Raw genomic sequence first — 25,383 nt, 5'->3', positions numbered from 1 at the left:
GCTGCGATCTCTCGTCAGCGGGAGGCGAATTCTACAGCGTTTCAAACCGCTGTCAACTGCCTTTTTCACCGCTGCCGATCTTTCGATCGAAGCACCTCCGGATGACCCTGGAACCGCTAACTCTTTGAAAATCAAGGAGTTTTCAGTTCCGACTGCGCCGGAAGTGGGGCGAATTATAGAGAGATCTGAGGGGGCGTCAAGGACTTATTTCAACTTTGTTTCAGCGGGGGCGTTTTGGCTATAAGCCACAAGCTTCAAGCTACAAGTAAAAGCAGTAACACCGCGCTCAACTTGAAGCTTGTAGCTTGCAGCTACCATCCTTTAAAGCAACTATTCAAAGCCGCGTTGATCTGTAGATAAGGCACCCTACAAGATGAGCCACCGCCATGAGTGAAGCGCAAAGCGGCAAGACCCCGGGCCTGTCTGCAGACGAAGAGCAGGAAGTCAGCCACAACCAGCCGCCCCGCGCGGCGGTGCTACACGAGATCATCCGTTATCAGGGTGACCAGGAACTGGAGCGCACCATTGCCGCACTGTTCTGGTCGGCGCTGGCTGCCGGCCTGACCATGGGCCTGTCGCTGATGGCCATGGGGCTGTTCTATTCGCGCCTGCCGCAAGGCGACAGCAGCCAAGTGATTGCCAGCCTCGGCTACTCGGCCGGGTTTCTCGCGGTGATCCTCGCCCGCCAGCAACTGTTTACCGAAAACACCCTGACGGCGGTGTTGCCGGTAATGACCGAACCGACCGTGCGCAACTTCGGCCGCTTGCTGCGTTTATGGTCGGTGGTGCTGGTCGGTAACCTGGCCGGCACCATCCTGGTGTCCTACGTGATGCTCAACCTGCCGATCTTCGACAGCAAGACCGACGTCGCCTTTCTCGACGTTGGCCGCAAGGTGATGGAGAACGACCTGAACCAGATGTTCGCCAAGGGCATCATCTCGGGCTGGATGATCGCCACCATGGTGTGGATGATCCCGTCGATGGAGACTGCCAAGGTATGGATCATCCTGATGATCACCTACCTGATGGCCCTGGGTGATTTCACCCATATTGTTGTAGGCTCGGTGGAAGTTTCCTACCTGGTCTGGGCCGGAGAGATAAGCTGGGCGGCCTTCTGGCTGGACTTCGCAGCACCGACGCTGATCGGCAACATCATAGGCGGCAGCTTTATATTCGCCCTGATTAGCCACGCCCAAGTGCGCAGCGATAGCGGCAAGCCACCCTCCGCCCTGCCCCGCCGTGAGCAGCACAAACAACCGTCGGCAGACAAGGAGCCCTAGGGCTCGCGCGCCGCCAGCGCCCGCTCACCGCCCTTGCGTAATTCCCGTTGTGGCTTGGGCTGCCACCAGGCCGGCCCGCTGTGTGGCTGCTCGATACTGACCCGCTCGCCGATCTGCGGCGTGCTCAAAGGTACCTGCGCCGCGTTGGCCAGGGCCAGGATACGGTCGAAGGGTTCATGCCAGCTGTGGGTGGAGAGGTCGAAGGTGCTGTTATGAATCGGCAACAGCCAGCGCCCGCGCAGGTCGAGGTGCGCCTGCAGGCTTTGCTCGGGCTGCATGTGTACATCAGGCCAATTGACGTTGTAGGCGCCGGTTTCGATCAGGGTCAGGTCAAAGGGACCGTACTGCCTGCCGATTTCCTTGAAGCCGTCGAAATAGCCGGTATCGCCACTGAAGAACACTTTCAGCTGGTCATCGATCATCACCCAGGAGGCCCACAGGGTGCTGTTGCTGTCGAACAGGCCGCGGCCAGAAAAATGCTGCGCCGGGGTGGCGACAAATCGCACACCTTCGACGCTGGTTTCCTGCCACCAATCCAGCTGCCTGACCTTGGCCGCCGGTACGCCCCAGCCGATCAGAATATCGCCCACCCCCAAAGGCGCAATAAAGTGCTCGGCGCTAACGGCCAGTTGGCGTATGGCCTGCTCGTCGAGGTGGTCAAAGTGGTCATGGGAGAGGATCACCGCGGTCAACGGCGGCAACTCCTCGAGTTTCAGCGGTGGCGGGTGAAAGCGCAGGGGCCCGGCCCATTGCACCGGCGAGGCGCGCTCGGCGAACACCGGGTCGGTAATGAAGAAGCGCTCGCGCAGTTTCAGCAATACCGTGGAATGCCCCAGGCGCCAGACGCTGTGGTCCGGGGCCTCGAGCAACTGCTGGCGGCTCAGTGGCTGCACGGCGATGCTGACACTGGGGCGGGTATCGGCGGGCTTTTTCAGGAACAGGTACTTGAGGCCGATACGCAGTTTTTTCATCACCCCGTCCTGGGGCAACTGCGCCTGGTTGCGATAACGCCCATCCTGGCGTTGCGCCGGTTCACCGGCCTGGGGAGTCAGCGGGGCCATGAGCAGAAACACTCCAAGGATGAAGGTAAGTTTCATGGTACCCCACAGTGATTGCATCAACCGTGAAATGGCTTGTAAGGCCATTTTTCAACAGCCTGCGATTGTTCAACAATATTGACAGCATTTATGCGATAAACGGCGCCCCGGAACAGACCAGCATCCATGATGGAAAAGAAAAACGGCAAGGGACTTTCATTTGTACAGCGGATCTACCTGCCGCGCATCATCGGCCTGGGGATCGGCATGCTCAGCGTTATGGCCGGGATTTCCAGCCTGCCGGTGCCCGCCTGGGTATGGGGCCTGCTGCTGTTCAACGGCCTGGTGTGGCCGCACCTGGCTTATCAGATTGCCTTGCGCGCCAAGGTTCCGTATCACGCCGAGTACCGCAACCTGCAACTGGACTCGCTGATGGGCGGGTTCTGGACCGCCACCCTGCAGTTCAATCCCCTGCCCAGCGTGACCATCCTGGCGATGATGGCCATGAACAACTTCGCTGCCGGCGGCCAGCGCCTGTTCATCAAGGGCCTGCTGATCCAGGGCCTGGGCATGCTGCTGTCGATGGCCCTGTTCGGCCCCGGGCTGCAATTGCATGCCAGCACCCTGCAGGTCTATGCCTGCCTGCCGATGCTGACCCTGTATCCCATGGCCGTTGGCTGGGTCTGCTACCGCCTGGCGATGAAGCTGTCTGAGCACAAGCGCCGGCTAAGCGCCCTGAGCCGCACCGACAGCCTCACCGGCCTGCTCAATCACGGCTCGTGGAAGGACCTGCTGCAGCTCAAGTTCCAGATCTGCCAGCAGCAAGGCCGCGAGGCGGTGATCGCGATCATCGATATTGACCATTTCAAGGCCATCAACGACACCTACGGCCATGTGGTCGGCGATTGCGTCCTGCACCAGTTGAGCAACGAGCTCAAACGCACCCTGCGCGAAGATGACCTGGCCGGACGCTACGGCGGTGACGAGTTCTGCGTGATTCTGCCGGATACCCGCATGGAACACGCCAGTCAGGCCATGGAACGCCTGCGCGAGCGGGTTGGCAGCTACCGCAACCCGCAACTGCCGGAGCTGCGCATCAGCCTCAGTATCGGCCTGGCCAGTTGCAGCGCGGCCCTGCCCGACCCGGAAACCTGGCTCAACGAGGCCGACAAAGCCCTGTACTGCGCGAAGAAAGCCGGGCGTAACCAGGTCAATTTCGCCCATTCGGACCTCAGCGCGCTGAAGCTGGCCTATCCTGACTGAACGTTCGTCCTTGCGGTACGGCCGCAGGGATGCTGCTTCATTAAGGAACAGCTCGCGTATGGACAGGATTGCCGATGTTCCGCCAGCCAGCCAGCGCCCTAGCCTGCAGACGCGCAAGCTTATTGCCGCGATTGCCGCGTTGTTCGCCCTGGCCTGCCTGATCGCCCTGGGGGCATTGTTCAACATCGCCACCACGCTCAATGCCAACGAGCGGGAAAAAAGCAGTTTCTACGCCCATAAAGCCCTGGACCAGCGCCTGGAGTCGTCGCGCCAGTTTCTCTCCAGCTACGCGGTATGGAACGCCGCTTACGAGCACCTCAATGCCAGCCCCGACCTGCATTGGGCCTATGACGAGAAGAACGTCGGCGATTCGCTGTACACCGCCAGCGGCTACGAAGGGGTGTTCGTCGTCGATGACCAAACCACCAAATACGCCCTGTTCAAAGGCCAGTTGAGCAAGGCGCCAGCGAGCACCTATATAGAGAACCCGCTGGGCCCGATTATCGCCAAGGCGCGCAAAGTTGCAGCCGAGCGCCAGCAGATCACCGAGCATGTGTTGTTCAACGGCTGGCCCGCCGTGCTGGTTGCCGCCGCCATTCGCCCGGACGACGAGGTGCTGAGCATCGACCCGCAAACCACCTCGGTCATGCTCTTCGTCGATCAGCTGACCCCGGAAAAACTCACCCGCCTGGGCACCGGTGTCGGCCTTGCCGGCATGCACATCGAAAAAGCCGACGCGCCGCTGGCGGACCAGCCCAGCCTGATGCTCGGCGACACCGGCTACCGGCTCGACTGGATCACCCCGCGCCCTGGCGACCAACTGCTCTGGGCCGTGTTGCCGCCGCTGCTTGGCGCCATGCTGGTGCTGGGCCTGCTGATGGTGTACTTCTTCCGCTATGCCCTGCGCACTTCACGGCAAATCGATGCCAACCTGCGCCGCCTGCAAGCCAGCAACCTGGCGTTGGAAGCCAGCGAGCAACGCTTTCGCGCCGTGGCCGAGGCGGCCTCGGACTGGATCTGGGAAACCGACCGCCATCACCGCCTCAGCTACCTGTCCCAGCGCTTCGTCGCCGTGACCGGTTTTCAGAGTGAAGACTGGCTGGGCCAGCCGCTCAATCAATTGCTCAGTTGCGAGACCACGCCGCTGATCCAGTGGCTCGACAACCAGGCCGATTCCGACTCGCAGCAGGTCGCCAACCTGCGCTGCGCCTACCGCGACCATACCGGCCAGGTGCGCTTCTGCCGGGTCTCGGCGCGCTCGATCGTGTTCGATGGCAAGCTGGTCGGCTATCGCGGCACCGCCAGCGACATTACCGATGAGGTGGCGGCCCATGCGCGCATCCAGCACCTGTCGATGCACGACGCGCTGACGGGCCTGGCCAACCGCAACAAGCTCTCACGCTTTCTTGATCAGGCATTGCTCAAGGGCCAGGACGCCACTCCATTGACCTTGCTGTTGCTTGACCTGGACAGCTTCAAGCCGATCAACGATTCCCTCGGCCACGCTGCCGGCGACGCCGTGCTGCTTGAGGTAGCCGCGCGCCTGCGCGAGTCGACCCGCGACGGCGACCTGGTGGCGCGGCTGGGTGGCGACGAGTTCGTGCTGGTGATGAACGGCATGGACAGCCGCAACGAAATCGACCGCTTTTGCGCGCGCTTGATCGACAGCCTGCACCAGCCGATCTACTTCGAAGAACAGGCCCTGCACATCGGCGCCAGCCTCGGTGTGGCGCAAACGCGCCTGCAGGGCTTCGATGCCGGCGAGCTGATCCGCTGCGCCGACATCGCCCTGTACCAGGCCAAGGCCGAGGGCAAGAACACCTGGCGTTACTTCTCGCCAGAGATGAACGAGCAGATCCAGTACCGCCGTCAATTGGAAAACGACTTGCGCAAGGCGCTGAAAAACAACGAGTTCATCCTTCACTACCAGCCCCGCTACCGCCTCGAGACCCTCGAGATCGTCTCGGTCGAGGCCTTGGTGCGCTGGCAGCATCCAGTCGAGGGTCTATTAGGCCCGGACACCTTCATCCCCTTGGCCGAGCAGACCGACCTGATCGTGCCCCTGGGCCGCTGGGTGCTACGCGAAGCCTGTGAAACCGCGCGCAACTGGCCGGCCGGCCTGCTGGTTTCGGTCAACCTTTCGCCTGCGCAGTTCTCGCGCAGCGACGTGGTCAGGGATGTTCACCAGATTCTGGTCGAGACCGGCTTCCCGGCCCAGCGCCTGGAACTGGAGATCACCGAGAACGTGATGCTCAACGATATCGAAGGTGCGCTGGGCACCATGAATGCACTCAAGGAACTGGGCGTGCGCCTGAACATGGATGACTTCGGCACCGGTTACTCGTCGCTGGGCTACCTGCGTACCTACCCGTTCGACAGCATCAAGATCGACAAGCGCTTCATCGCCGGGCTCAGCAGCGATGGCAACGACCGCGCCGTGGTGCAGGCGATCATCAACCTGGGCAAGGCCATGGGCCTGACCGTGACCGCCGAAGGGGTGGAGACCGAGCAGCAACTCAAGGCCCTGGGCAAGGAGCAATGCCACGAGGTGCAGGGCTACTACCTGAGCAAACCGATCGACAAACTGGCTTTCGAGGCGCTGCTGCAATCTGCCGACAACAACCGCGCCAGCGTCTCCTAGGCCGCAGGTAACCCCAACCGCGCCCGCACCAGCTTGAGCAGGTTCGGCCCGACCTGGTCGAAGCCCTTGTTCTGCGCAACGATCTGTACCCCCTCAAGCAGCAGGGTCAGTTCGAACGCTGCCTGCTGCGGTTCGACCATCGCTGCCTCTTCGCACAAGCGCACCAGGCGCGCCGCCTGACGACGCTTGTGCGCCTCGATCAACTCGCGTGCCGGGCTGTCACACACCGGCAACTCCGCCAGGGTGTTGGTATAGGCGCAGCCACGGTGCGAAGACAGCAGCGGTTCCTGGACCAGGAATTCGGCAAATCCGAGGATCTGTCGCGTCGGCTGGCCGTTGAACTGTTCGGCCAGGCGCGCCCATAGTTCATCGTATTCGGCCATCAACAGACGCAACCACTCCACTACCAGCACGTCCTTGGATTCGAAATGCCGGTACACGGTCATCTTGGTGGTTTCTGCCTTGGCAGCAATGGCATCGACGGTGACGCGGCTGATGCCCTCGTTGAAAAACAGCTCGTGGGCGGCATCCAGGACCCGCTCGCGCGGGGGCAAGCGGGCGATTCGTTGCGAACGCATGGGCAAACTCCGGTTGACGACGATACTAATCAGTATCATTCTATACTCTTGAGTATCTCTCGATACCCATCGGTATTTTATCGTCAATTGCCCCGGGAGTGCGCAATGAAGGTGAGTGAATATGTGCAATTCGATGCCATTGGCCTGGCCGAGCTGATTGCTCGAAGGCAAGTCAGTGCCGTTGAAGTGCAGGCGGCGGCGCGACAGGCCATCGCCAACGTCGAACCCCGGCTCAATGCGCTGGCTGAACATTGGCACGACGAACCTCTGCCAAGCGCTGCTGAAGGTCCGTTGTATGGCGTGCCGTTTCTGATCAAGGACCTGGCGATCAGCATGCAGGGCCGTGCTCATGAGTTCGGCAGCCGCCTGGCCCAGGGCACCGGCAGCAGTGCCGACTCGTTCCTGATGCAGCGGTTTCGCCGCGCAGGATTGCTCACCCTGGGGCGCACTACCGTCCCGGAACTGGCGATCAGCACCACCACCGAATCGCGCCTGTGCGGCCCGACCCGCAACCCCTGGGACCTGAACCGCAGCGCCGGTGGCTCCAGCGGCGGTTCGGCAGCAGCGGTAGCCAGCGCCATGGTGCCGGTGGCCCATGCCACCGATGGCGGCGGTTCGATCCGGGTGCCGGCTGCAGCCTGCGGCTTGTTTGGCTTGAAGCCCAGCCGCGGGTTGATCTCCATGGGGCCGTTCCTGGACGAGGCCTGGAACGGCCTGGCGGTACAGGGGGTGCTCAGCCGTTCGGTGCGTGACAGCGCCCTGCTGCTCGATTGCATGGCCGGGGCAGAACCCGGTGACCCGTTCCAGGTGGCGCCAGCACAGGGCAGTTACCTGAGTGCGCTCAAGCAAGCGCCTGGGCCGTTGAAAATTGCCGTGCAGTTGCATCCGCTCAATGGCCAGCGCAGCGATCCGCTGATGCTCGAGGCGCTACAGGGCCTGGTCCGCACCCTTGAAGGTCTTGGCCACCGGTGCGAGCAGGTAGACCTGGACATCGGCCTGTCGTGGGATGCTTTTGTCGAGATGAACGCGCGCTTCTGGGCCAGCAATACCGCAGCCTGGCTGGACGCATTGAGTGCCCAGACGGGTCGCCCGCTCGATGCTGACTGGCTTGAACCGGCAACCTTGGCGCTTAACCGTTACGGCCAGGCGCTGCCGGCTACCGACCTGCTGGCGGCGATGGACCAGCGCAATCAGGTCAGCCGGCAACTGGGCGGGTTCTTCAAGCGTTTTGACCTGTTGCTGAGCCCGACCCTGAGCCAGTTGCCGCCGGTGATCGGCGCCTACAACGCCGGCCAGGAACAGCTCGACGGGTTGGGCTGGATGCATCGGGTGTTCAACCACTCGCCTTTCACCGCCCTGGCCAACATCTGCGGTACGCCGTCGATGTCGCTGCCGCTGTATCAGGATCCGGCCAGCGGCTTGCCCGTGGGTATGCAGTTTACCACCGCGGCTGCGGGGGAGCGCCTGCTGCTGAGCCTGGCCGGGCAACTGGAGCAGGCGTTGCCCTGGCGGGGGCGCACCCCGCCGGTCTGGGCGGCGCATAGTTGAAAAGCACCGCCGGCAACGCCGGCGATGTGGCCGCTCAGGCCCGCAGCCGTCGCTGCGCGGCGATCTCCGGCAAATCCTTGCGGCGCAGGTAAACCCGCAGCGGCTCGGTCACATTCAACCGTTCATCGACGTTCTGCGCCAGAAGAATCTCGATCAAGGCTCGGCTCAAGGTCATGACCTCGGCCTCGGCGGCCTGCCAGACGAATTCGTTGCTCGGGGTGATGCTATCGTCAGCCACGTCCATGCCGAACGAGTCTTCGCTGAAACGCACGATGTGCTTGCCAAGCTTGCGATGAAAGCCGACAAAGCCCTTGAGCTGGTCAGCAGCGGCGCAGATGTCCTGGGATGTGATGTGCATGTCAAACCTCACTTGAAAAAGGGGATTGGCACGCTGGGCGATAGGGGTTGCGCTCTGGCGGGCAACTCGGGGATCAAGGTTAATGGAAATTCATCGCATTCGGTAAAGGATTTTTTTACCCAAGCGGCAGTTGCTCGCTAGACTTATCTTTCTCAACGCCTTCCAGTAGTCAGCGAACGTGGATGATTCATGAGCACCGCCGTCACTTCCGATATCGCCACGATCAGCCGAATCAACGCAGTACCGGCCATCCTGCAGGTGATCTGCGAGACCACCGGCTTGCGTTTCGCCGCCGTCGCCCGGGTCACCGACAGCAGCTGGACGGCCTGCGCGGTGCTCGACTCGCTGGGCTTTGGCTTGGAGGTCGGCGGCGAACTCGACCTGATCACCACCCTGTGTCACGAGATCCGCGCCAGCCACCAGACCATCGTGATCGACAAGGCCAGCGAAGACGAGCTGTACTGCAACCACCACACCCCGCGTATCTACAAGTTCGAAAGCTATATTTCGGTGCCGGTGTTTCGCACCGACGGCAGCTTCTTCGGCACCATCTGCGCCCTCGACCCATTGCCGGCCAATCTCAAGGGCAGCGCCATCCAGCCGATGATGGAGTCCTTCGCCCGCCTGCTGTCGATCCAGATCGAAAGCGAAGAGAACGCCCAGCAAACCGAACAGGCCCTGGAAGAAGAACGCGCCATCGCCGACTTGCGTGAACAGTTCATCGCCGTGCTCGGCCACGACCTGCGCAATCCGCTGTTCGCCATCACCGCCGGTGCCGAACTGCTCAGCCAGCGCCTGCAGGACGAAAAAAGCCGCGCCATCGCCCAGCACATCCTGACCTGTGGCCGGCGCGCCAACCAGCTGGTCCGCGATGTCCTGGATTTTGCCCGTGGCCGCCTGGGCAACGGCATCATGATCAACGTCCAACCCTGCCCGGATCTGGCCGACGCCCTCAGCCACGTGGCTTCGGAGCTGCAACGGGTGCATCCGCAGCGCTTGATTCGGCTGAACATCGGCGATCTCGGCGACATCCAATGCGACCGTGAACGGGTCACCCAATTGCTGTCCAACCTGATTGCCAACGCCCTCACCCACGGCGCCGCCGACAGCCCGGTAAATGTCATGGCCGATATCCGCGAGCGGGTGTTCGTCCTCGGTGTGCACAACCTCGGTGAACCGATTGCACCCCAGGTGATGGCGCAGTTGTTCCAGCCCTTTTCACGGCCACGCGATGATGCGCCGCAACCCGGCCTGGGCCTGGGCCTGTATATCGCCAACCAGATTGCCCTGGCCCACGGCGGGCGCATGGAGGTGGTGTCGAGCGCCGAAGCCGGTACGCTGTTTACCTTTCGCTTGCCGCTTGATCGAGTGGTGCCTGAAGCAACTGCGCCAGCCAGTCCATGAATGCCCGCACCCGTTGCGGCAGGTGTAGTTGCCCGGCGTAGAGTAATGACACCGGCATCGGGGGCGATCGAAACCGATTTCGGCGGCGTGGTACGCGACAACACCGAGGTCAATGACTTTATCGCCGGCAACACCGCCCTGGGCAGGGTCGGCCTGCCGGTCGATATCGGCGCCGCGGTTGCCCTGTTGCTTGGCGATGGCGGCGGCTGGATTACCGGCCAGCGTCTGGAAGTCTCCGGCGGCATGTTTCTTTAAGCGCTCAGCGCTGCACTTGGTCCTCGCGCACCTGCACACTGGCGGTCATGCCGGCGCTGAGGTTGACCCCTTCAGGTACCTGATCAAGCTTGATCCGCACCGGAATGCGCTGGGCCAGGCGCACCCAGTTGAAGGTCGGTTCTACTTCGGCGAGCAACTGGCTGTCGGGGTTGGCGTTGCGGTCGGTGATGCCGCGGCTGATGCTCTCGACATGCCCCTGCATCGGCTCGCCAGCGCTCATCAGCCAGACCTTGACCGGGTCACCGACGCGGATGCGTGGCAGCTTGGTCTCTTCGAAGTAGGCCTGGACGTAGAAGGTCGAGTCGTCCACCAGGGCCATCACCGCCTGCCCGGCATTGACGTAGTTGCCTTCGGCCAGGCGCAGGTTGGTGATATGCCCGCTGCGCGGCGCCTTGACCTGGCTGCGCGCCAGGTTGATGGCCGCGACCTTGACCTCGGCCAACGCTTCGCGCAATTCGCCACGGGCAACGGCGGCGTTGATCTGGGCATTTTCGCGCAGTTCCGCGCTGATCGCCTGGGGGCCGAGGGCGGCACGGCGCGAGGCTTCGTGTTCGCGCAGGCGCAGTTGTTGCTGGCGGGTTTCGGCCACGGCGTTGGCTTTGTCCAGGGCGGCCTCGAAGCGGTCACGGTCGATCGACATGAGCAACTCGCCGGCCTTGACCTGCTGGTTGTCACGCACCTTCAGCTCACGTACCCAGCCAGATACGTCCGGGGCAATGATCACCACGTCGGCGCGAATCTTCGCATCACGGGTCCAGGGCGTGAGCATGTAGTACTGCCAGAGCTTCCAGCCGGCAAAAATCGCCACCGCCACCAGGCACAGGGTTACTGCGATACGTACAGCAGCACGCATGGTCACACTCCTTATAACGGCCCCAGCACGTGGGTCACCAGGGTCAGAATACAAACGAACAGCGCGCAGTCGAACAACGCCTCATGCCAGACCCAGCGCCCCAACGGCGTGTAGCGCAACAACAGGCGCAACACCCCGGTCAGCAGCAAGGCCAACAACACATACAGCAGAAACGGACTGAGCAACACACCGCCCAGCGCCCATTCACGCAAGCCCATGGATTTCCTCCTGTCGACGGCACCACTTGCCCCAGCTCTTCTGCAATTGCAGCACAGCACCGATGGCCAGGCGCAGCGGGTCACTCGAAGGCACGCTCTGCAGTGCGTCGATGAACTGCTCGCTGGCCGCATCCAGGCGCTGGCCACGCCCCGGGGCCGGGCCGCTGGCCAATACTGATTCAAGTTGTTGCAGGTACTGGCGCTCAGCCGCCGCTACCGGCGCCTGGGCGACTGCCAGGCACATGCGCAGGTGCAGTAGCTCGTCGCCGATATCCAGGCCGTGCAGGCCATCGTCCCAACGCCCGCGCTCCTGTTCGGGCAAGGCGCCGTAGTGCCGGGCCAGTTGCAACAGGCGATCGGCCATGCGTCCACCAAACCAGCTGTCGGCGCCGCGCAGGTCGCGGCGGGTCAGGCGCACCAGGTCGCTTTGGGTGGCAGCGCGCAGGCGTTTGCCATGCCAGGCCGGGTTGCGCAGCACCAGCAACTTGAACGCCAGCACTGCGGCGCCGACACCCATGAGCATGGCCTGGGCGCTGTTGAAGAAGTTGGCGACATCGAAACTCATGACATTGAGCGGCGCCACCAGCACGATAAAGTGCAGGCAATAAGAAGTAGCGGTGGCGCCAATACGCGGATTGGCCATGCCCAGGGCGCCAAAGAACAGCGGCACGCCCATGGCCAGGCAGAGCATGGCAAAACCGCTGAGCTCCGGCAGGAGGATCTGCCCGACCACGAACGCCACCGGTATCGCCAACAGTATCCCGCGCAAAAAACTCATGCCGATCTGCGCGCCATTCTCGCGGCTGGCGAACAAGCTGCAGACCACGCAGGTCAGCACCAGGCCACCGGGGGCAGCTTGCCAGGCAGTGGCCAACCAGAAGCTGGCCATGGCCAGGAACGCCAGGGCGCTGCGCGAGCCGAACAGCAGCGCCAGCGATACGTCGCGGTGAACCGCCAGGCTGTCGGGCACATCGACGGCCGGCTTGCCCTCCTCTACCCCACGCAGGGCCAGGGTCGCGGCCATGGCGTTGTCCAGCAACAGAGTCAGGCGCGCCAGACAGTAGTGTTCGGCGGAGCTGATCTGCTCATCGTGGGCTGCATCCCAGACGCGCTGGCGCAACAGCAACAGGCCGGCCTGGTCGGGGCTGGCCAGCAGCGCCTGAACCTCTTCCAGCCACGGCGCCAGGTGCTGCGCCTGCTGTTCATCCAGTTGCCGCCATTGCCGGCGCACCGAACGGGAAATGCGCAGCAGCACCAGCAGTTTCTGGCTCAGCCCGCGAATCGCCCGGGCGCGCTGACGGCCGAGGCTGCCTTCGAACCAGGCATGTTCACGCTGGGAATCCACCGCCACGATGCGCCCGAGAATCTCCAGCAGGCCCTTGCGCCCCTGTTCTTCACCACTCAAGGCGGCGCTGGCGGCCTGCAGCCCGCTTTGCCAGGCCTGGCGCGCCTGCCCGCTCAGCTGTTGCTCGACGCGCATCGGCCAGAGCAAGGCGCTGGTGGCCGTGGCGCAGACAATCCCCAGGCAGATTTCGGTACAGCGCGCCACCGCCTGGTCGAACACCAGCAGCGGATGGTTGATGGCCGGCAAAGCGATGATTGCCACGGTGTAACCGGCCAGCACGAACGAATAAGCCCAGGCACTGCGCAGCAAGGTCGAGCAGGCGGTGCACAGCGCCAGCCACAAGGCCAGGGCGAACAGGAACAGCCACGGGGTCTGGGCGAAGGCGCCAATGAACAGCACCGACATGACCGTGCCGACCAGGGTGCCGAGCAGACGCGCCAGGCCCTTCTGCACCACCATCCCCGACAGCGGCTGGGCAACGATAAACGCGGTCATCAGTGCCCAGGCCGGCTGCTCAAGCCCCCAGCGCAGCGCCAGCCACAGGGCCAGGCCGCCACCGAGCAGGGTTTTGAGGGCAAATTGCACAGCGGTTTTGTTTGGCGCCAGCAGGGCCTGCAACGTGATGGGCACGGGACGCACCTTGAACGACGGTGTAGTAAAGATAGTCAGGATGAAGCGAGAAGTTCAGGGTTTAATTATTAGTTAGCTAACTATTAATAGTCCAGAGGAGCTGAAAGGTTTTTTCACCAGACAAAAAAATGGGCGACCGAAGTCGCCCTAAATGCCTTGCGTGCTCGTGACTGGAAAGGATCAGCGCTCTTTGCGCTTGTTCGAGTCTTTCCAGATGAATATTCCGAATCCGACGAAGAACATCAGCATCAGACCGACCGTAATCACTCCAGCGATAACCACATTATCGAAGAACATGTCGGCCTCCATTCGCCTGAACCTGTCCGATGGGCTTAAGGTAGCGAATGGCTCGGGGGAGGAAATTGACCGAGGTCAATAGCGCCCGGAACCGGGCGCGCAAGGCGGGTGCAGGCTTGACCTGCATCAAGTTTTCAACGCTTCTTGGGTTTGCCCTTGGGCTTTTTCTTCTTGGCCTTGCCTAGCGGCATGGCCTGCTCGAACGCCTGACGAACTTCGTTCAGACGCTTTTCATTGAGGTCGTGGACCCGGCGTGCACGTTCGGCACCGAGGTCGATCAGGTTGTTTTCTTGGCTCATGGCGGGCTCGGAAAGCTGACTGCAGTGCTGCAATCATGAAGGCTGCAGCCGGCGCTGACCAGTGGCGCTTGTATCTTCAGACTTCGATGTCCACCAGCAGCCCCTGGCGCGGCTGCTCACCCATCAAGGGTGCCACCGGCACGGTGTTGTCGGCGTTGACTTCATCGCCGGGCAACGCCTGGTACAGCTCTTCGTCCTGGCTCGACGGGCGTCGGCGCTGCTGACGGCGCTGCTCTTCGCGCAAGAGGATCGCGGCCTGCTCCGGGTCACGCTGCTTGAGGTCAATGGTACTGTCGCTGGAGCTCGGTTGCGCCGGGACCACGGGCTTGATGTCTGGCGTCGGCTTTACCGGGTCCAGTTGTTGTGTCACGGGTGCAGCACTGAGCGGGATGAGGGGCGGCAGCATGGGATGATCTCCTGTCGCCAGTGTGTCGGCTGATGGCCACGGGCCTTGAGCCAGTGCCGGCAAAATGTGCGGGGCGCTTCACAGTTGCCGGCTACTGTTCTTCGTCCTCGTCCGTCGGGGCGGGCTGGGCTTCGCTCCACGGCCGTTTGAGCACTTTGTTCCAGACGTCGTTCACGTGATCGCGCAACACTTGTGGTGCATCCTTGAGCGACGGGCTGTCTTCGCGCTCACCGCCATATGGCTGCTCGCCCTCGATAGCGATCAGCGACTGGCCATTGATAGCATAGCTGGCCTGGCCCTCACGCAACTCGACACGCAGTTCATGGGGGTCGACGCCGCCGCCACAAAAGGCGTGGCTGGCGACCGTCAGCTCGGCCAGGCCGTTGTTGTCGAGGTCACTGACGCCGCTGACGTCGGTATAAAAGCCGACATCCAGGTCGAGCCCGGAGCAGGTGGTCTCGTTCTCGATCTTCCAGCGCGGCTTGAAGCTGCCATCGCCCTGGCGCTCATACAGCATTGCCGTGAGCACCACGCGATCGACGTCCTGATCGGTCTCTTCATCGCTGACCTGGTCGTCATTGCGGCTGAGCACCAGCAAACCTTCGCCCTCGCGGTCGTGGTAATGCACGCTCTGCAGCGGCGATTGCACGCCCAGGGCCTCGAGTTGCGCAGCGGGAATCGGCGCCAGAATTTCGAAACCTTTGTTGTCACAGGCAGCCAGCAGAAGCACGCCCGCCACGGCCAGCGTTCGGATGAACCACGGGTTGGAGATCGGCATGGCTGTATCGGGCCCTCAATGGCGACAGCGGTTTTCGTCGATGAAGTTGCTAGACTCTTTGGTCTGCACAGAGCTATCCGTTAAGATAGTCGGCTTTTTCATGGCGGGAGTCAGGCAGTATGGCGCAGCAGTATCAACCGGGGCAACGCTGGATCAGCGACAGCGAAGCCGAGCTAGGTCTGGGGACCGTTCTGGCACAGGACGGCCGCTTGTTGACCGTGCTCTACCCGGCCACTGGCGACACCCGCCAGTACTCCCTGCGCAATGCGCCCCTGACCCGGGTGCGCTTCTCGCCTGGCGACCAGATCACCCATTTCGAAGGGTGGAAGCTGACCGTGCGCGAGGTCGAGGATGTCGACGGCCTGCTGGTCTATCACGGCCTCGACGCGCAGAACCAGGCGCGTACCCTGCCGGAAACCCAGCTGTCGAACTTCATCCAGTTCCGCCTGGCCAGTGACCGCCTGTTCGCCGGGCAGATCGACCCGCTGCCGTGGTTCTCGTTGCGCTACAACACCCTCGAGCACACCAGCCGTCAGTTGCAGTCGTCGCTCTGGGGCCTGGGCGGCACCCGCGCGCAACCGATTGCCCACCAGTTGCATATCGCCCGTGAAGTGGCCGACCGTATCGCCCCGCGGGTTCTGCTGGCCGACGAAGTAGGCCTGGGCAAGACCATCGAAGCCGGCCTGGTGATCCATCGCCAGTTGCTCTCGGGCCGCGCCAGCCGTGTGCTGATCCTGGTCCCGGAGAACCTGCAGCACCAGTGGCTGGTGGAAATGCGCCGGCGCTTCAACCTGCAGGTTGCGCTGTTCGATGCCGAGCGCTTTATCGAAAGCGACGCCAGCAACCCCTTCGAGGATGCCCAGCTGGCGCTGGTTGCCCTGGAATGGCTGACTGAAGACGAAAAGGCCCAGGACGCGCTGTTTGCCGCCGGCTGGGACCTGCTGGTGGTCGACGAGGCGCACCACCTGGTCTGGCATGAAGACCAGGTCAGCCCCGAGTACGCCCTGGTCGAGCAACTGGCCGAGGTCATCCCCGGCGTGCTGCTGCTCACCGCGACCCCGGAGCAACTGGGCCAGGACAGCCACTTCGCGCGCCTGCGCCTGCTCGACCCGAACCGATTCCACGACCTGGCCGCGTTCCGCGCCGAAAGCGAGCACTATCGCCCGGTAGCCGAAGCGGTCCAGGAGCTGCTCGACGAAGGCCGCCTGTCGCCCAAGGCCCACGCCACCATCGAGGGTTTCCTCGGTGCCGAAGGCGAAGCCCTGCTGGCTGCGGTCAACGATGGCGATACCCAGGCCAGCGCCCGCCTGATTCGCGAGTTGCTCGACCGCCACGGCACCGGCCGCGTGCTGTTCCGTAACACCCGCGCGGCGGTCCAGGGTTTCCCTGAGCGCAACCTGCACCCCTACCCGCTGCCCAACCCCGACCAGTACATGGAGCTGCCGCTGGGCGAGCACGCCGAGCTGTACCCTGAGGTTGCTTTCCAGTCCCAGAGCGAAGGCAGCGAAGAAGAGCGCTGGTGGCGCTTCGACCCTCGGGTCGACTGGCTGATCGACACCCTGAAGATGCTCAAGCGGGTCAAGGTCCTGGTGATCTGCGCCCACGCCGAAACCGCCATGGACCTGGAAGACGCCCTGCGCGTGCGTTCCGGTATCCCCGCGACGGTGTTCCATGAAGGCATGAGCATTCTTGAGCGCGACCGCGCTGCGGCCTACTTCGCCGACGAAGAATTCGGCGCCCAGGTGCTGATCTGCTCGGAAATCGGCAGTGAAGGCCGCAACTTCCAGTTCGCCCACCACCTGGTGCTGTTCGACCTGCCAGCCCACCCGGACCTGCTCGAGCAGCGTATCGGCCGCCTGGACCGCATCGGCCAGAAGCACACCATCGAGCTGCACGTGCCGCACCTGCAGAACAGCCCGCAAGAGCGCCTGTTCCAGTGGTACAACCAGGCCCTGAACGCTTTCCTCAACACCTGCCCGACCGGCAACGCCCTGCAGCACCAGTTTGGCCCGCGCCTGCTGCCGCTGCTCGAAAGCGGCGATGACGATGAGTGGCAAGCGCTGGTCGACGAGGCCCGTGCCGAACGCGAGCGCCTCGAAGCCGAGCTGCACAGTGGTCGCGACCGTTTGCTGGAGCTCAACTCCGGTGGCGCCGGTGAAGGCCAGGAGCTGGTCGAGGCGATCCTTGAGCAGGATGACCAGTTCGCCCTGCCGATCTACATGGAAACCCTGTTCGACGCGTTTGGCATCGACAGTGAAGACCACTCGGAAAACGCCCTGATCCTCAAGCCGAGCGAAAAAATGCTCGACGCCAGCTTCCCGCTGGGCGACGACGAAGGCGTGACCATCACCTACGACCGCAACCAGGCGCTGTCGCGTGAAGACATGCAGTTCATCACCTGGGAGCACCCGATGGTCCAGGGCGGCATGGACCTGGTGCTGTCCGGTTCGATGGGCAACACTTCGGTGGCGCTGATCAAGAACAAGGCGCTCAAGCCCGGCACCGTGCTGCTGGAGCTGCTGTACGTCAGTGAAGTGGTGGCTCCGCGCGCCCTGCAGCTGGGCCGGTACTTGCCGCCGGCCGCGCTGCGCTGCCTGCTCGACGCCAACGGCAACGACCTGGCTTCGCGGGTGTCCTTCGAGACCCTCAACGACCAGCTCGAGAGCGTGCCCAAGGCCAGCGCCAACAAGTTCATCCAGGCCCAGCGCGACGTGCTGGCGCCGCGGATCAACGACGGCGAAGCCAAGATCATGCCGCGCCATGCCGAACGTGTCGCCCAAGCCCAACGCCGGCTGGCGGCGCAAACCGATGAAGAGCTGGCGCGCCTGATCGCCCTGCAAGCGGTCAACCCGACCGTTCGCGACAGCGAAATCGACGCCCTGCGCAAGCAGCGTGAACAAGGCCTGGCGATGCTTGATAAAGCGGCGCTGCGCCTGGAAGCGATTCGGGTGCTGGTCGCCGGATAAACCGCGTCGTATTCATCGCTGGCAAAGCCAGCTCCCACAGGATCTTTTGGCAGAGATCGAACCCTGTGGGAGCCAGCCTTGCTGGCGATGAGGCCCCTCACGCTTGTGCAAGCTTGCCCGCTGCCTCCTCGCTGTCAGCCACCATCCCCTCGCGCATCCTCTGCGCATCCCGGCTGAAGCACCGCGAGGCCAGCAGCAGGAACACCAGCGTCAACATCAACGCCACCGGTATCAGGTACATCGCCCCGTGCAGGCCTTCAGCCTTGAATGCCTCGCTCATCTGCACCGCCCCCGCTGCCTGCATGGCCGCCACGGCAAAATGGTCCGAAAGCGCCCCCACCACCACCGGCCCCAGGCCGCCACCGAGCAGATAAAGCCCGGCAAAGAACAGCGCCATGGCCGTGGCCCGCAGACGCGGCTGCACCACATCCTGAATCGCGGTGTAGACACAGGTATAGAAGTTGTAGGCAAACAACCAGCCGACACCGAACACCGCCACGAACACGCCGATCTCGATCCGCCCGGCGTGCAACGCCCAGGCGGTGGCCAGGGTGGCGATCAGCATGCTCAGGGCACCGAACAACAAGCGCCCGTTGGCAAAGCGCTGGTGTACCTTGTCGGCAATCCAGCCGCCAAGGGTCAGGCCAACCAGCCCGGTCAGGCCGACAATCACTCCGGTGGCCACCGCGGCCTGCTGCAGCGAGAGCAAAAAGTAACGCTGCAGCATCGGCACCATGAACGAGTTGCAGGCGTAGGTGGCGAAGTTGAAGGTAAGGCCCGCAAGCACCAGCCAGCAGAAGGTCGGCACACTCAGAACCCGGCGCAACGGCCGGTCCACGGGCGCCTGGGAGATCGCCACCGACTCCGCCGCGCCGCGCGCCGGCTCGCGGATCATGAACATGAACAGCGCCAGCAACAACCCGGGCACTGCGGCGATAAAGAACGGCGCCCGCCAGCTGTCAAAGGCCTGCACCATCGCACCGATGGTGAAGAACGCCAGCAACAGGCCCAACGGCAGGCCGAGCATGAAAATGCCCATGGCCCGCGCGCGTTTTTCGGCGGGGAACAGGTCGCCGATCAGCGAGTTGGCGGCTGGCGCATAGCTGGCCTCACCGATGCCTACGCCCATGCGCACCAGCAAAAAGCTCCAGAAGCTGCCGACCATGCCGTTGACCGCGGTCAGCCCGCTCCAGGCCATCAGCCCCCACCCCATCAGTTTGCTGCGTGAACCGTTGTCGGCCAGGCGCCCCAGCGGCAGGCCGGCAATGGCATAGACCAGGGTGAAGGCGGTACCGATCAAGCCGATCTGAAAGTCGCTCAGGTGCCATTCCAGGCGGATCGGCTCGATGATGATGGCGGGAATGGTGCGGTCGAAGAAGTTGAACAGGTTGGCCAGAAACAGCAGGAACAGGATTCGCCAGGCGTTGGCCGCTTGAGTGGAGCTCTGCATCGATCAGTCCCTCGTTATTATTGTTCGGGGCTTTCCAGCACGCCGAACTGAATCTAGAGGGCACTTGCCGATCTGTCTGCCACCATTGACCGGACTGATACCGGGTAATTGTAACCATTCGCGGTTTTAGAACCCGACGCTATTGGTTCAATGACCAAATCGTAGGAATCAATATGCCATTATTCAGGATGGACTAATGCTGAGTTCCTATACTCCTGCACAACGGTCTCCAAGCGGGCTATAGGGGGACGAGTGCCAACTCGAAAAAGAGGCATGCTATGGAGTGGCTGGGGCTGCAAATGCTCGCCGAACTTCCGGCAACCGGACAGATCCTTCTCGATTGCAGGCACAACCCCTACCTGGTGTTGCTTGCCTTTCTGATCGCCTGTGCCGGCAGCTTCGCCACCCTCGACATGGCCGAGCGCCTGAGCCACGTCGAGCAACCCGCGGCCCAGCGGCAATGGCGCTTGCTCGGCGCCTGCTGTCTGGCTGGCGGCATCTGGGCCATGCACTTCATCAGCATGCTGGCCCTGCAAACGCCGCTGGAGGTTCACTACGACGTGGCCCTGACCGGCGTCTCGCTGCTGATCATGCTGCTGGCCGGCTGGATGGCCATGAATACCCTGAGCCGCCAGCAACTGTTGCCGCGCCACTACCTGCAAGCGGCGGTGTGCTTCGGCCTGGGGATCATTGCCATGCACTACACCGGCATGGCCGCCATGCGCTCCAGCGCCCAGCAGTTCTATCGCCCCGACCTGTTCGCCGCCTCGGTCGCTGCCGCCATCGCCACCAGCCTCGCGGCGCTGCTGTTCGCCCGTTATTTGCGCAATGGCAGCGGCACCCTCTTTCAACTGATGAAGTACGGCGCCAGCCTGCTGATGGCCGGCGGCATTGTCGCGACCCATCTGCTGGGCATGGCCGCCTTGACCCTGGTACTACCCGCGGACACCGCGCTGTCGCTGCCGGTCAGCGACAACAGCCTGCAACTGAGCCTGACCATCGCCTTCATTACCCTGTTGATCAGCGCCAGCAGCATCAGCGCCGCGCTCTCGGACAAGAAACTGCAAAGCAAGGAGCACGACCTGCGCCGGGTCAACGTGCTGCTCAGCCAGCTCGACCAGGCCCGGGTGTCCTTGCAGCAGGCCGCCCACTACGACGCCCTGACCAACCTGGTCAACCGCCGCGGCTTCAACCAGGTGTTCGCCGAGCGCCTGGCCGAGCAAACCGCCAATGACGGTATGCTGGCGGTGATGTTCCTCGACATCGATCACTTCAAGCGCATCAACGATAGCCTCGGCCATGATGCTGGCGACGAGTTGCTCAAGGTGATTGCCGCACACATCAAGACCGCCACCCGCAGCCAGGATGTGGTCGCCCGTTTCGGTGGCGACGAGTTCTGCATCCTCACCGCCCTGCACAGCCGCGATGAGGCCCGGCATCTGGCCCAGCGCATCATGCAGAAGATGAAGGAGCCGATCGACCTGGCCGGTCGGCGCATGGTCATGACCACCAGCATTGGTATCAGCGTGTTCCCCGATGATGGCCGCAGTTGTGACGAGCTGTTGAAAAACGCCGACCTGGCCCTTTATCAATCCAAGGGTTGCGGGCGCAACAACCTGAACTTCTTCAACAGCAACCTGAAAACCCGCGCCACCCTCGAGCTGCAACTGGAAGAAGAACTGCGCATCGCCCTGCTCGAAGAACGTGGCCTGCGCATCCACTACCAACCGATTTTCGACCTTCACAGCGGCCAGGTGGCCAAGCTCGAGGCCCTGGTGCGCTGGCAACATCCACAGCACGGGCTGCTCAGCCCGGACCGCTTCATCGGCATTGCCGAAGCCAACGGCCTGATCGCCGAACTCGACCTATGGGTGTTGCGCCATGCCTGCGAAGACCTGGCCCAGCTCAACCGCCACGGTTACGACGGGCTCAAGGTGACCGTCAACTGCTCGGCGTTGACCCTGGCCCGCGAAGAACTGGCCCAGGAAGTCGAAGATGCCCTGCGTCAGGCCGGCATTCCGGCGCGCCAGCTGGAGCTGGAAGTCACCGAAAACGCGCTGATGGGCAACATTCACAACACCATCGCCCTGCTCAAGCGCATCCGCGCCCAGGGCGTGTCGCTGTCGATCGATGACTTTGGCACCGGCTACTCGTCACTGGCCTACCTCAAGCGCTTGCCGCTGGACACCCTGAAGATCGATCGCTCGTTCATTCAGGATGTACCGCGTTGCCGCCAGGACATGGAAATCGTCCAGGCCATCATCGTCATGGCCCACACCCTGCACCTGCAGGTGATCACCGAAGGCGTTGAAACCACCGAGCAGTACCAGTTCCTCGCCCAGCAAGGCTGCGATTACCTCCAGGGCTACCTGCTCAGCCGGCCCGTGCCACTGGGTGAACTGCGGCCGATCCTGGGCGAACTCAACCAACGCCATGAACAGGCGCTGAGCAGCATCAATCCTTACGCCGGTACAGATCAATCAGTGTCGCCGGATCTTTTTGCAGATAGCCCTGGCTACCATGCAAGCGCATCAGTTGGGCGGCCAGGCCGCTGATCGGGGTCGACGAACCCTGTTCGCGGGAAAATTTCACCGCGCTATCCAGATCCTTGAGCAAGGTGCGCACGTGCCACTTCACCGGCTCGAAGCGACTGGCGGCCATTTGCGGGGCCAGGATCTGCAGCGGCCTTGAATCGGCGAAACCACCCGCCAGGGCCTCGGCGATCAGGCTGGCGTCGACGCCTGATTGCTCGGCCAGCGCCACCACCTCGGCAATCACCAGCGCATTGCAGGCAACGATCATCTGGTTGCAGGCCTTGGTTACCTGCCCTGCCCCGACCGGCCCCATGTGGGTCACGCGTTGACCAAGGGTCAACAACAGCGGGCGCACGCGCTCAAGGTCGGCCGCCTCACCACCGGCCATGATCGCCAAAGTGCCGGCTTCAGCGCCTGGCGTGCCGCCGGAGACCGGGGTGTCGAGCCAGTGCATGCCGGTTTTCGCCGCCAGTTCGCTGGCCATCTCACGGGTAGCGGTCGGTTCGAGGCTGGAAAAATCCACCAGCAACTGGCCGGCCTTGCCTGCGCCAGCAATGCCCTGCTCACCAAACACCACCTCGCGCACCACCGCCGTGTCGGCCAGGCACAGCATCAGCACCTCGGCGTGCTGGCACAGCTCGGCCGGAGTCGCCACCTGGCGGGCACCGGCCTTGACCAGTTCGGCGCATTTGTCCGCCGAGCGGTTCCACACCGTCAGCGGATAACCTGCGGCCAGCAACCGCCGACACATGGGCAAGCCCATCAGCCCGATACCGGCAAACCCCAACGAAGGACGTGCAGTGCTCATGTACAGCTCCAGACAGATTAAAGAAGTTGACTGATCGGACGATTCAGTTTGCAGGCGTGGCAAGGAAAACTCCTACACAGGCATCGGGTTAACCCCTATCGCCCACGCCAAATGCGCACTGATACAGTCGCGAACCTCATCCAGTGATGGCTCTATGCTACCTACTAGAACAGCCACCCACCCCCAGGCAAATGGCGCAAAATGACCTCCAAGACTACTTCTGCCAACGCGGTTTCCGAGCTGACATCACCCACTCCCGCGTACAGCGCTCCCGGCTCGAGCTACTACAGCCCGCGGGCGCTCAACCCGCAGCAGTACCTGTACTTCACCGAAACCGATATCCAGCGCATCCTCGACAACCTCGATGGCCTGCGTGATCTGGTGTTCCCGCCCAGCGTGCATGTCGAAGACGACACCCAGCTGCGCCTGGACCAGCAGTTCCCCTCGGTGTGCCTGATTGGCCTGGGCCGTTGTGGCTCGAACATCGCCCTGGATGTCGCAGAACTTGTATACAACGCCAGGACCTTCTACCTCAACGAATTCAACAACGAAGACCGCGCCGGCAGCGAACCGAACTACAGCCCGGCGCGCTGGATTCGCAACAACCTGCGCCTGGTGCAGAACAAGGGCACCAAGCCGGTGTTCCTGGTAGAGCCGCTGGTGATGCTCGGCGACCTCGACAAGGACATCGCCGGACGCATCCGTTTTTCGCGCAAGGGTGAGAAGAGCGGTTTTATCCGCGACTACAGCAAGATGAAAATCATGGACCTGTCGGAAGTCCATGCCGGTGGCGCCGGTAACGCGCCGATCCTCGGCCAGTACCTGGCCAAGATCATCCTCAACAAGGAAACCCACCGCTTCTCCAGCGCCGACTGGAAGCTGATCCACTCGTACCTGATCGACTCCTGCGGGATCAAGGCCAACCAGTCACGCCTGTATTTCTACATCTTCAGCGCCGGTGGCGGTACCGGCTCGGGCATGGCTTCGGAGTTCGGCCTGGCCCAGCAATATTCGTACATGAACAAGACGTTCGACACCAAGCCGGCCGACGAGAATGACGGCAAGAGCGGCCATTCGTTCGTCTTCGAGCCGATCTTCACCAGCGGCATCTGCGTGCTGCCGAACATCTCCGATCATCGCAGCGAAATGTCCGAAGCCCTGCACATCAACGCCGGCCGGTTGTTGTGCAAGTACCTGTCCGAGGAATGGGACTTCTCGTACAACTTCGACAATGAAGACAGCAGCGAGGCCAGCGTCATGGGCCGCATCCGCCCGTGGAACGCGATGATGCTGATTTCCAACGACATCATGCGCTACGCCGAAGAGAACGATGACGGCAACATCCAGAACATCGACGTCAACGCCATGGAGAAGCACGCCAACCAGTACATCTCCCAGCAGATCTTCAACATCCTCACCGCCCAGGCAGTGACCACCGACTACGACCAGAACTACTTCCGTCGTGCCGGCATCGACATCGGCGAAACCATCCGCCTGGATGCCAACGACCTGTTCATGAGCCTGGCAGGCCCCGTGGCCATCGCCTACGCCGAATCGGTAGTGCCGGAACAGCCCTCGCCCAGCTCGGACAAATTCAAGGTGTTCGAGAAAGAGCAGCCGCGGCTGAATATCGACGACCTGTTCTTCCGCTCCATCGACCTGCCGCACTTCAACAAGGTGACCCAGGCGATCGAAGGCATCAGCCTGCTGCCGATTGAATCCCGCCGCTACCGCGCCGCCCTTGAGCAATACCAGGCCTCCGGCTACGACGCGGCGGCGCTGCACGACCTGCATTTTTTCAAGAACTGCTCGTCGGTGGTGTCGATCGTGTCGCTGCCCAAGGACTACAAGCTGTCGTACATGGACCTGAACCGGCTCAAGACTCACCTCAACAGCCTGTTCCCCAACACCACGCTCAAGCGCTATGCGCTGGTGATCGGTGCCTCGGCGAACCTGTCGCTGACCACCCTGATCGCCAAGAGCCCGTGCCTGTCGGACGACTTCCTGACCCTGATCGTGGCCTTTATCAAGCGCTGTTTTGCGCGTAACCCGTACCGCTTCGACGATACCCTGGACAATGCCATCCTTGAGTTCATCACCAGCGATGCCTTCGATGAAGACCGCATCGATGACCTGCTCAACGAGTTCGAGAACCCGGCGAAGATCCTCGATACCAACTGGTACGCGATCAAACCGATGTATGAGAAGAAATACCGCGAGCTGATCAACGACAAGAGCAAGTTCGTCTCGATCAATGACATCCGGCTGTCACGCGAATGCGTGAAGAAAGCGGTGAAATACCTGCGTGAGATCTACCGTCACCGCATCGGCAAGACCCGGGTGATCTCGTTGAACAGCCATACCGGCAAAGTGGATTACTGATTGAAAGCATCGCGGGGCAAGCCTGCTCCTAC

Annotated in this window: 21 protein-coding genes and 2 pseudogenes; 10 read left to right on the top strand and 13 right to left on the bottom strand. The window is 62.6% G+C overall.

The window, feature by feature from the left end:
• Positions 1–244 (top strand): hypothetical protein (locus tag UB48_RS28210; RefSeq protein WP_275559739.1); only part of this gene is annotated, 244 nt, incomplete at its 5' end.
• Positions 245–386: 142 nt separating this feature from the next.
• Positions 387–1,280: a formate/nitrite transporter family protein gene (locus tag UB48_RS13775; RefSeq protein WP_045197870.1), complete on the top strand. Its 894-nt coding sequence runs from the start codon at positions 387–389 to the stop codon at positions 1,278–1,280.
• On the opposite strand, the gene UB48_RS13770 is transcribed toward UB48_RS13775, so the two are convergent.
• Positions 1,277–2,377, bottom strand: coding sequence for an MBL fold metallo-hydrolase (locus tag UB48_RS13770; protein WP_045197868.1), 1,101 nt, complete (start codon positions 2,375–2,377; stop codon positions 1,277–1,279). The two genes, UB48_RS13775 and UB48_RS13770, sit on opposite strands and share 4 nt — an antisense overlap.
• Positions 2,378–2,506: 129 nt before the next feature.
• Between UB48_RS13770 and UB48_RS13765 the strand changes: the two genes are divergently transcribed.
• Positions 2,507–3,580: a diguanylate cyclase gene (locus tag UB48_RS13765; protein WP_045197866.1), complete on the top strand. Its 1,074-nt coding sequence runs from the start codon at positions 2,507–2,509 to the stop codon at positions 3,578–3,580.
• Between the two features lie 58 nt (positions 3,581–3,638).
• The gene (locus UB48_RS13760) at positions 3,639–6,221 is read left to right on the top strand and encodes an EAL domain-containing protein (RefSeq protein WP_045197863.1); all 2,583 of its coding nucleotides are present in this window, start codon (positions 3,639–3,641) and stop codon (positions 6,219–6,221) included.
• Here UB48_RS13760 and UB48_RS13755 read toward each other — a convergent pair.
• Positions 6,218–6,799: a TetR/AcrR family transcriptional regulator gene (locus tag UB48_RS13755; protein ID WP_045197861.1), complete on the bottom strand. Its 582-nt coding sequence runs from the start codon at positions 6,797–6,799 to the stop codon at positions 6,218–6,220. The two genes, UB48_RS13760 and UB48_RS13755, sit on opposite strands and share 4 nt — an antisense overlap.
• Positions 6,800–6,904: 105 nt before the next feature.
• Here UB48_RS13755 and UB48_RS13750 point away from each other — a divergent pair, with 105 nt between their 5' ends.
• A complete protein-coding gene (locus UB48_RS13750; protein WP_045197859.1) occupies positions 6,905–8,347 on the top strand; it encodes an amidase in 1,443 nt (480 codons plus the stop codon).
• A gap of 34 nt (positions 8,348–8,381) precedes the next feature.
• Here the strand turns inward: UB48_RS13750 and UB48_RS13745 are convergent, their stop codons facing one another.
• Entirely contained in the window at positions 8,382–8,705 is a 324-nt protein-coding gene (locus tag UB48_RS13745; protein ID WP_045197857.1) for a DUF2025 family protein, read from the bottom strand.
• 189 nt (positions 8,706–8,894) lie between these two features.
• Between UB48_RS13745 and UB48_RS13740 the strand changes: the two genes are divergently transcribed.
• Complete coding sequence (locus UB48_RS13740; RefSeq protein WP_045197854.1) at positions 8,895–10,109, top strand: ATP-binding protein; 1,215 nt, start codon at positions 8,895–8,897, stop codon at positions 10,107–10,109.
• Here the strand turns inward: UB48_RS13740 and UB48_RS28415 are convergent.
• Positions 10,048–10,182, bottom strand: a pseudogene (locus UB48_RS28415) (LysR family transcriptional regulator); the annotation flags it as partial. The gene UB48_RS13740 and the pseudogene UB48_RS28415 sit on opposite strands and share 62 nt — an antisense overlap.
• Between UB48_RS28415 and UB48_RS13735 the strand changes: the two are divergent.
• Positions 10,170–10,364: pseudogene (locus UB48_RS13735) on the top strand (SDR family oxidoreductase); the annotation flags it as partial. The pseudogenes UB48_RS28415 and UB48_RS13735 sit on opposite strands and share 13 nt — an antisense overlap.
• Positions 10,365–10,368: 4 nt before the next feature.
• Here UB48_RS13735 and UB48_RS13730 read toward each other — a convergent pair.
• The 7 genes from UB48_RS13730 to UB48_RS13705 form a co-directional block, all read right to left on the bottom strand.
• Positions 10,369–11,238: an HlyD family secretion protein gene (locus UB48_RS13730; RefSeq protein ID WP_045197850.1), complete on the bottom strand. Its 870-nt coding sequence runs from the start codon at positions 11,236–11,238 to the stop codon at positions 10,369–10,371.
• An 11-nt stretch (positions 11,239–11,249) separates the two neighbouring features.
• Complete coding sequence (locus UB48_RS13725; RefSeq protein WP_045197848.1) at positions 11,250–11,456, bottom strand: DUF1656 domain-containing protein; 207 nt, start codon at positions 11,454–11,456, stop codon at positions 11,250–11,252.
• Entirely contained in the window at positions 11,443–13,431 is a 1,989-nt protein-coding gene (locus UB48_RS13720) for an FUSC family protein (RefSeq protein ID WP_045197846.1), read from the bottom strand. Before UB48_RS13720 ends, UB48_RS13725 begins: the two co-directional genes overlap by 14 nt.
• A 180-nt stretch (positions 13,432–13,611) precedes the next feature.
• A complete protein-coding gene (gene ccoM / locus UB48_RS28410) occupies positions 13,612–13,728 on the bottom strand; it encodes a cytochrome c oxidase subunit CcoM (RefSeq protein ID WP_010221102.1) in 117 nt (38 codons plus the stop codon).
• A 134-nt stretch (positions 13,729–13,862) separates the two neighbouring features.
• Positions 13,863–14,027 (bottom strand): hypothetical protein, encoded by a 165-nt coding sequence (locus tag UB48_RS27990; protein ID WP_093380215.1) that lies wholly within the window; start codon positions 14,025–14,027, stop codon positions 13,863–13,865.
• Between the two features lie 76 nt (positions 14,028–14,103).
• Positions 14,104–14,433 (bottom strand): hypothetical protein, encoded by a 330-nt coding sequence (locus UB48_RS13710; RefSeq protein WP_045197844.1) that lies wholly within the window; start codon positions 14,431–14,433, stop codon positions 14,104–14,106.
• Between the two features lie 91 nt (positions 14,434–14,524).
• Positions 14,525–15,211, bottom strand: coding sequence for a M949_RS01915 family surface polysaccharide biosynthesis protein (locus tag UB48_RS13705; RefSeq protein ID WP_045197842.1), 687 nt, complete (start codon positions 15,209–15,211; stop codon positions 14,525–14,527).
• Positions 15,212–15,330: 119 nt separating this feature from the next.
• Between UB48_RS13705 and rapA the strand changes: the two genes are divergently transcribed.
• On the top strand, positions 15,331–18,177 hold the full coding sequence (gene rapA / locus UB48_RS13700; RefSeq protein ID WP_045197840.1) for an RNA polymerase-associated protein RapA: 2,847 nt from the start codon (positions 15,331–15,333) through the stop codon (positions 18,175–18,177).
• Between the two features lie 97 nt (positions 18,178–18,274).
• Here the strand turns inward: rapA and UB48_RS13695 are convergent, their stop codons facing one another.
• Positions 18,275–19,627, bottom strand: coding sequence for an MFS transporter (locus UB48_RS13695; RefSeq protein ID WP_045197838.1), 1,353 nt, complete (start codon positions 19,625–19,627; stop codon positions 18,275–18,277).
• Positions 19,628–19,905: 278 nt separating this feature from the next.
• On the opposite strand from UB48_RS13695, the gene UB48_RS13690 reads away from it, so the two are divergent.
• The gene (locus UB48_RS13690) at positions 19,906–22,182 is read left to right on the top strand and encodes a bifunctional diguanylate cyclase/phosphodiesterase (protein WP_045197836.1); all 2,277 of its coding nucleotides are present in this window, start codon (positions 19,906–19,908) and stop codon (positions 22,180–22,182) included.
• Here UB48_RS13690 and UB48_RS13685 read toward each other — a convergent pair.
• Entirely contained in the window at positions 22,082–22,969 is an 888-nt protein-coding gene (locus tag UB48_RS13685) for an NAD(P)-dependent oxidoreductase (protein WP_045197833.1), read from the bottom strand. The two genes, UB48_RS13690 and UB48_RS13685, sit on opposite strands and share 101 nt — an antisense overlap.
• A gap of 201 nt (positions 22,970–23,170) precedes the next feature.
• On the opposite strand from UB48_RS13685, the gene UB48_RS13680 reads away from it, so the two are divergent.
• Positions 23,171–25,351: a hypothetical protein gene (locus UB48_RS13680; protein ID WP_045197831.1), complete on the top strand. Its 2,181-nt coding sequence runs from the start codon at positions 23,171–23,173 to the stop codon at positions 25,349–25,351.
• The last annotated feature ends 32 nt before the right edge of the window (positions 25,352–25,383 follow it).

Source organism: Pseudomonas sp. 2(2015), assembly GCF_000955865.1.
Lineage (GTDB): Bacteria > Pseudomonadota > Gammaproteobacteria > Pseudomonadales > Pseudomonadaceae > Aquipseudomonas.
This window is presented reverse-complemented; position numbering and strand designations above follow the sequence as displayed.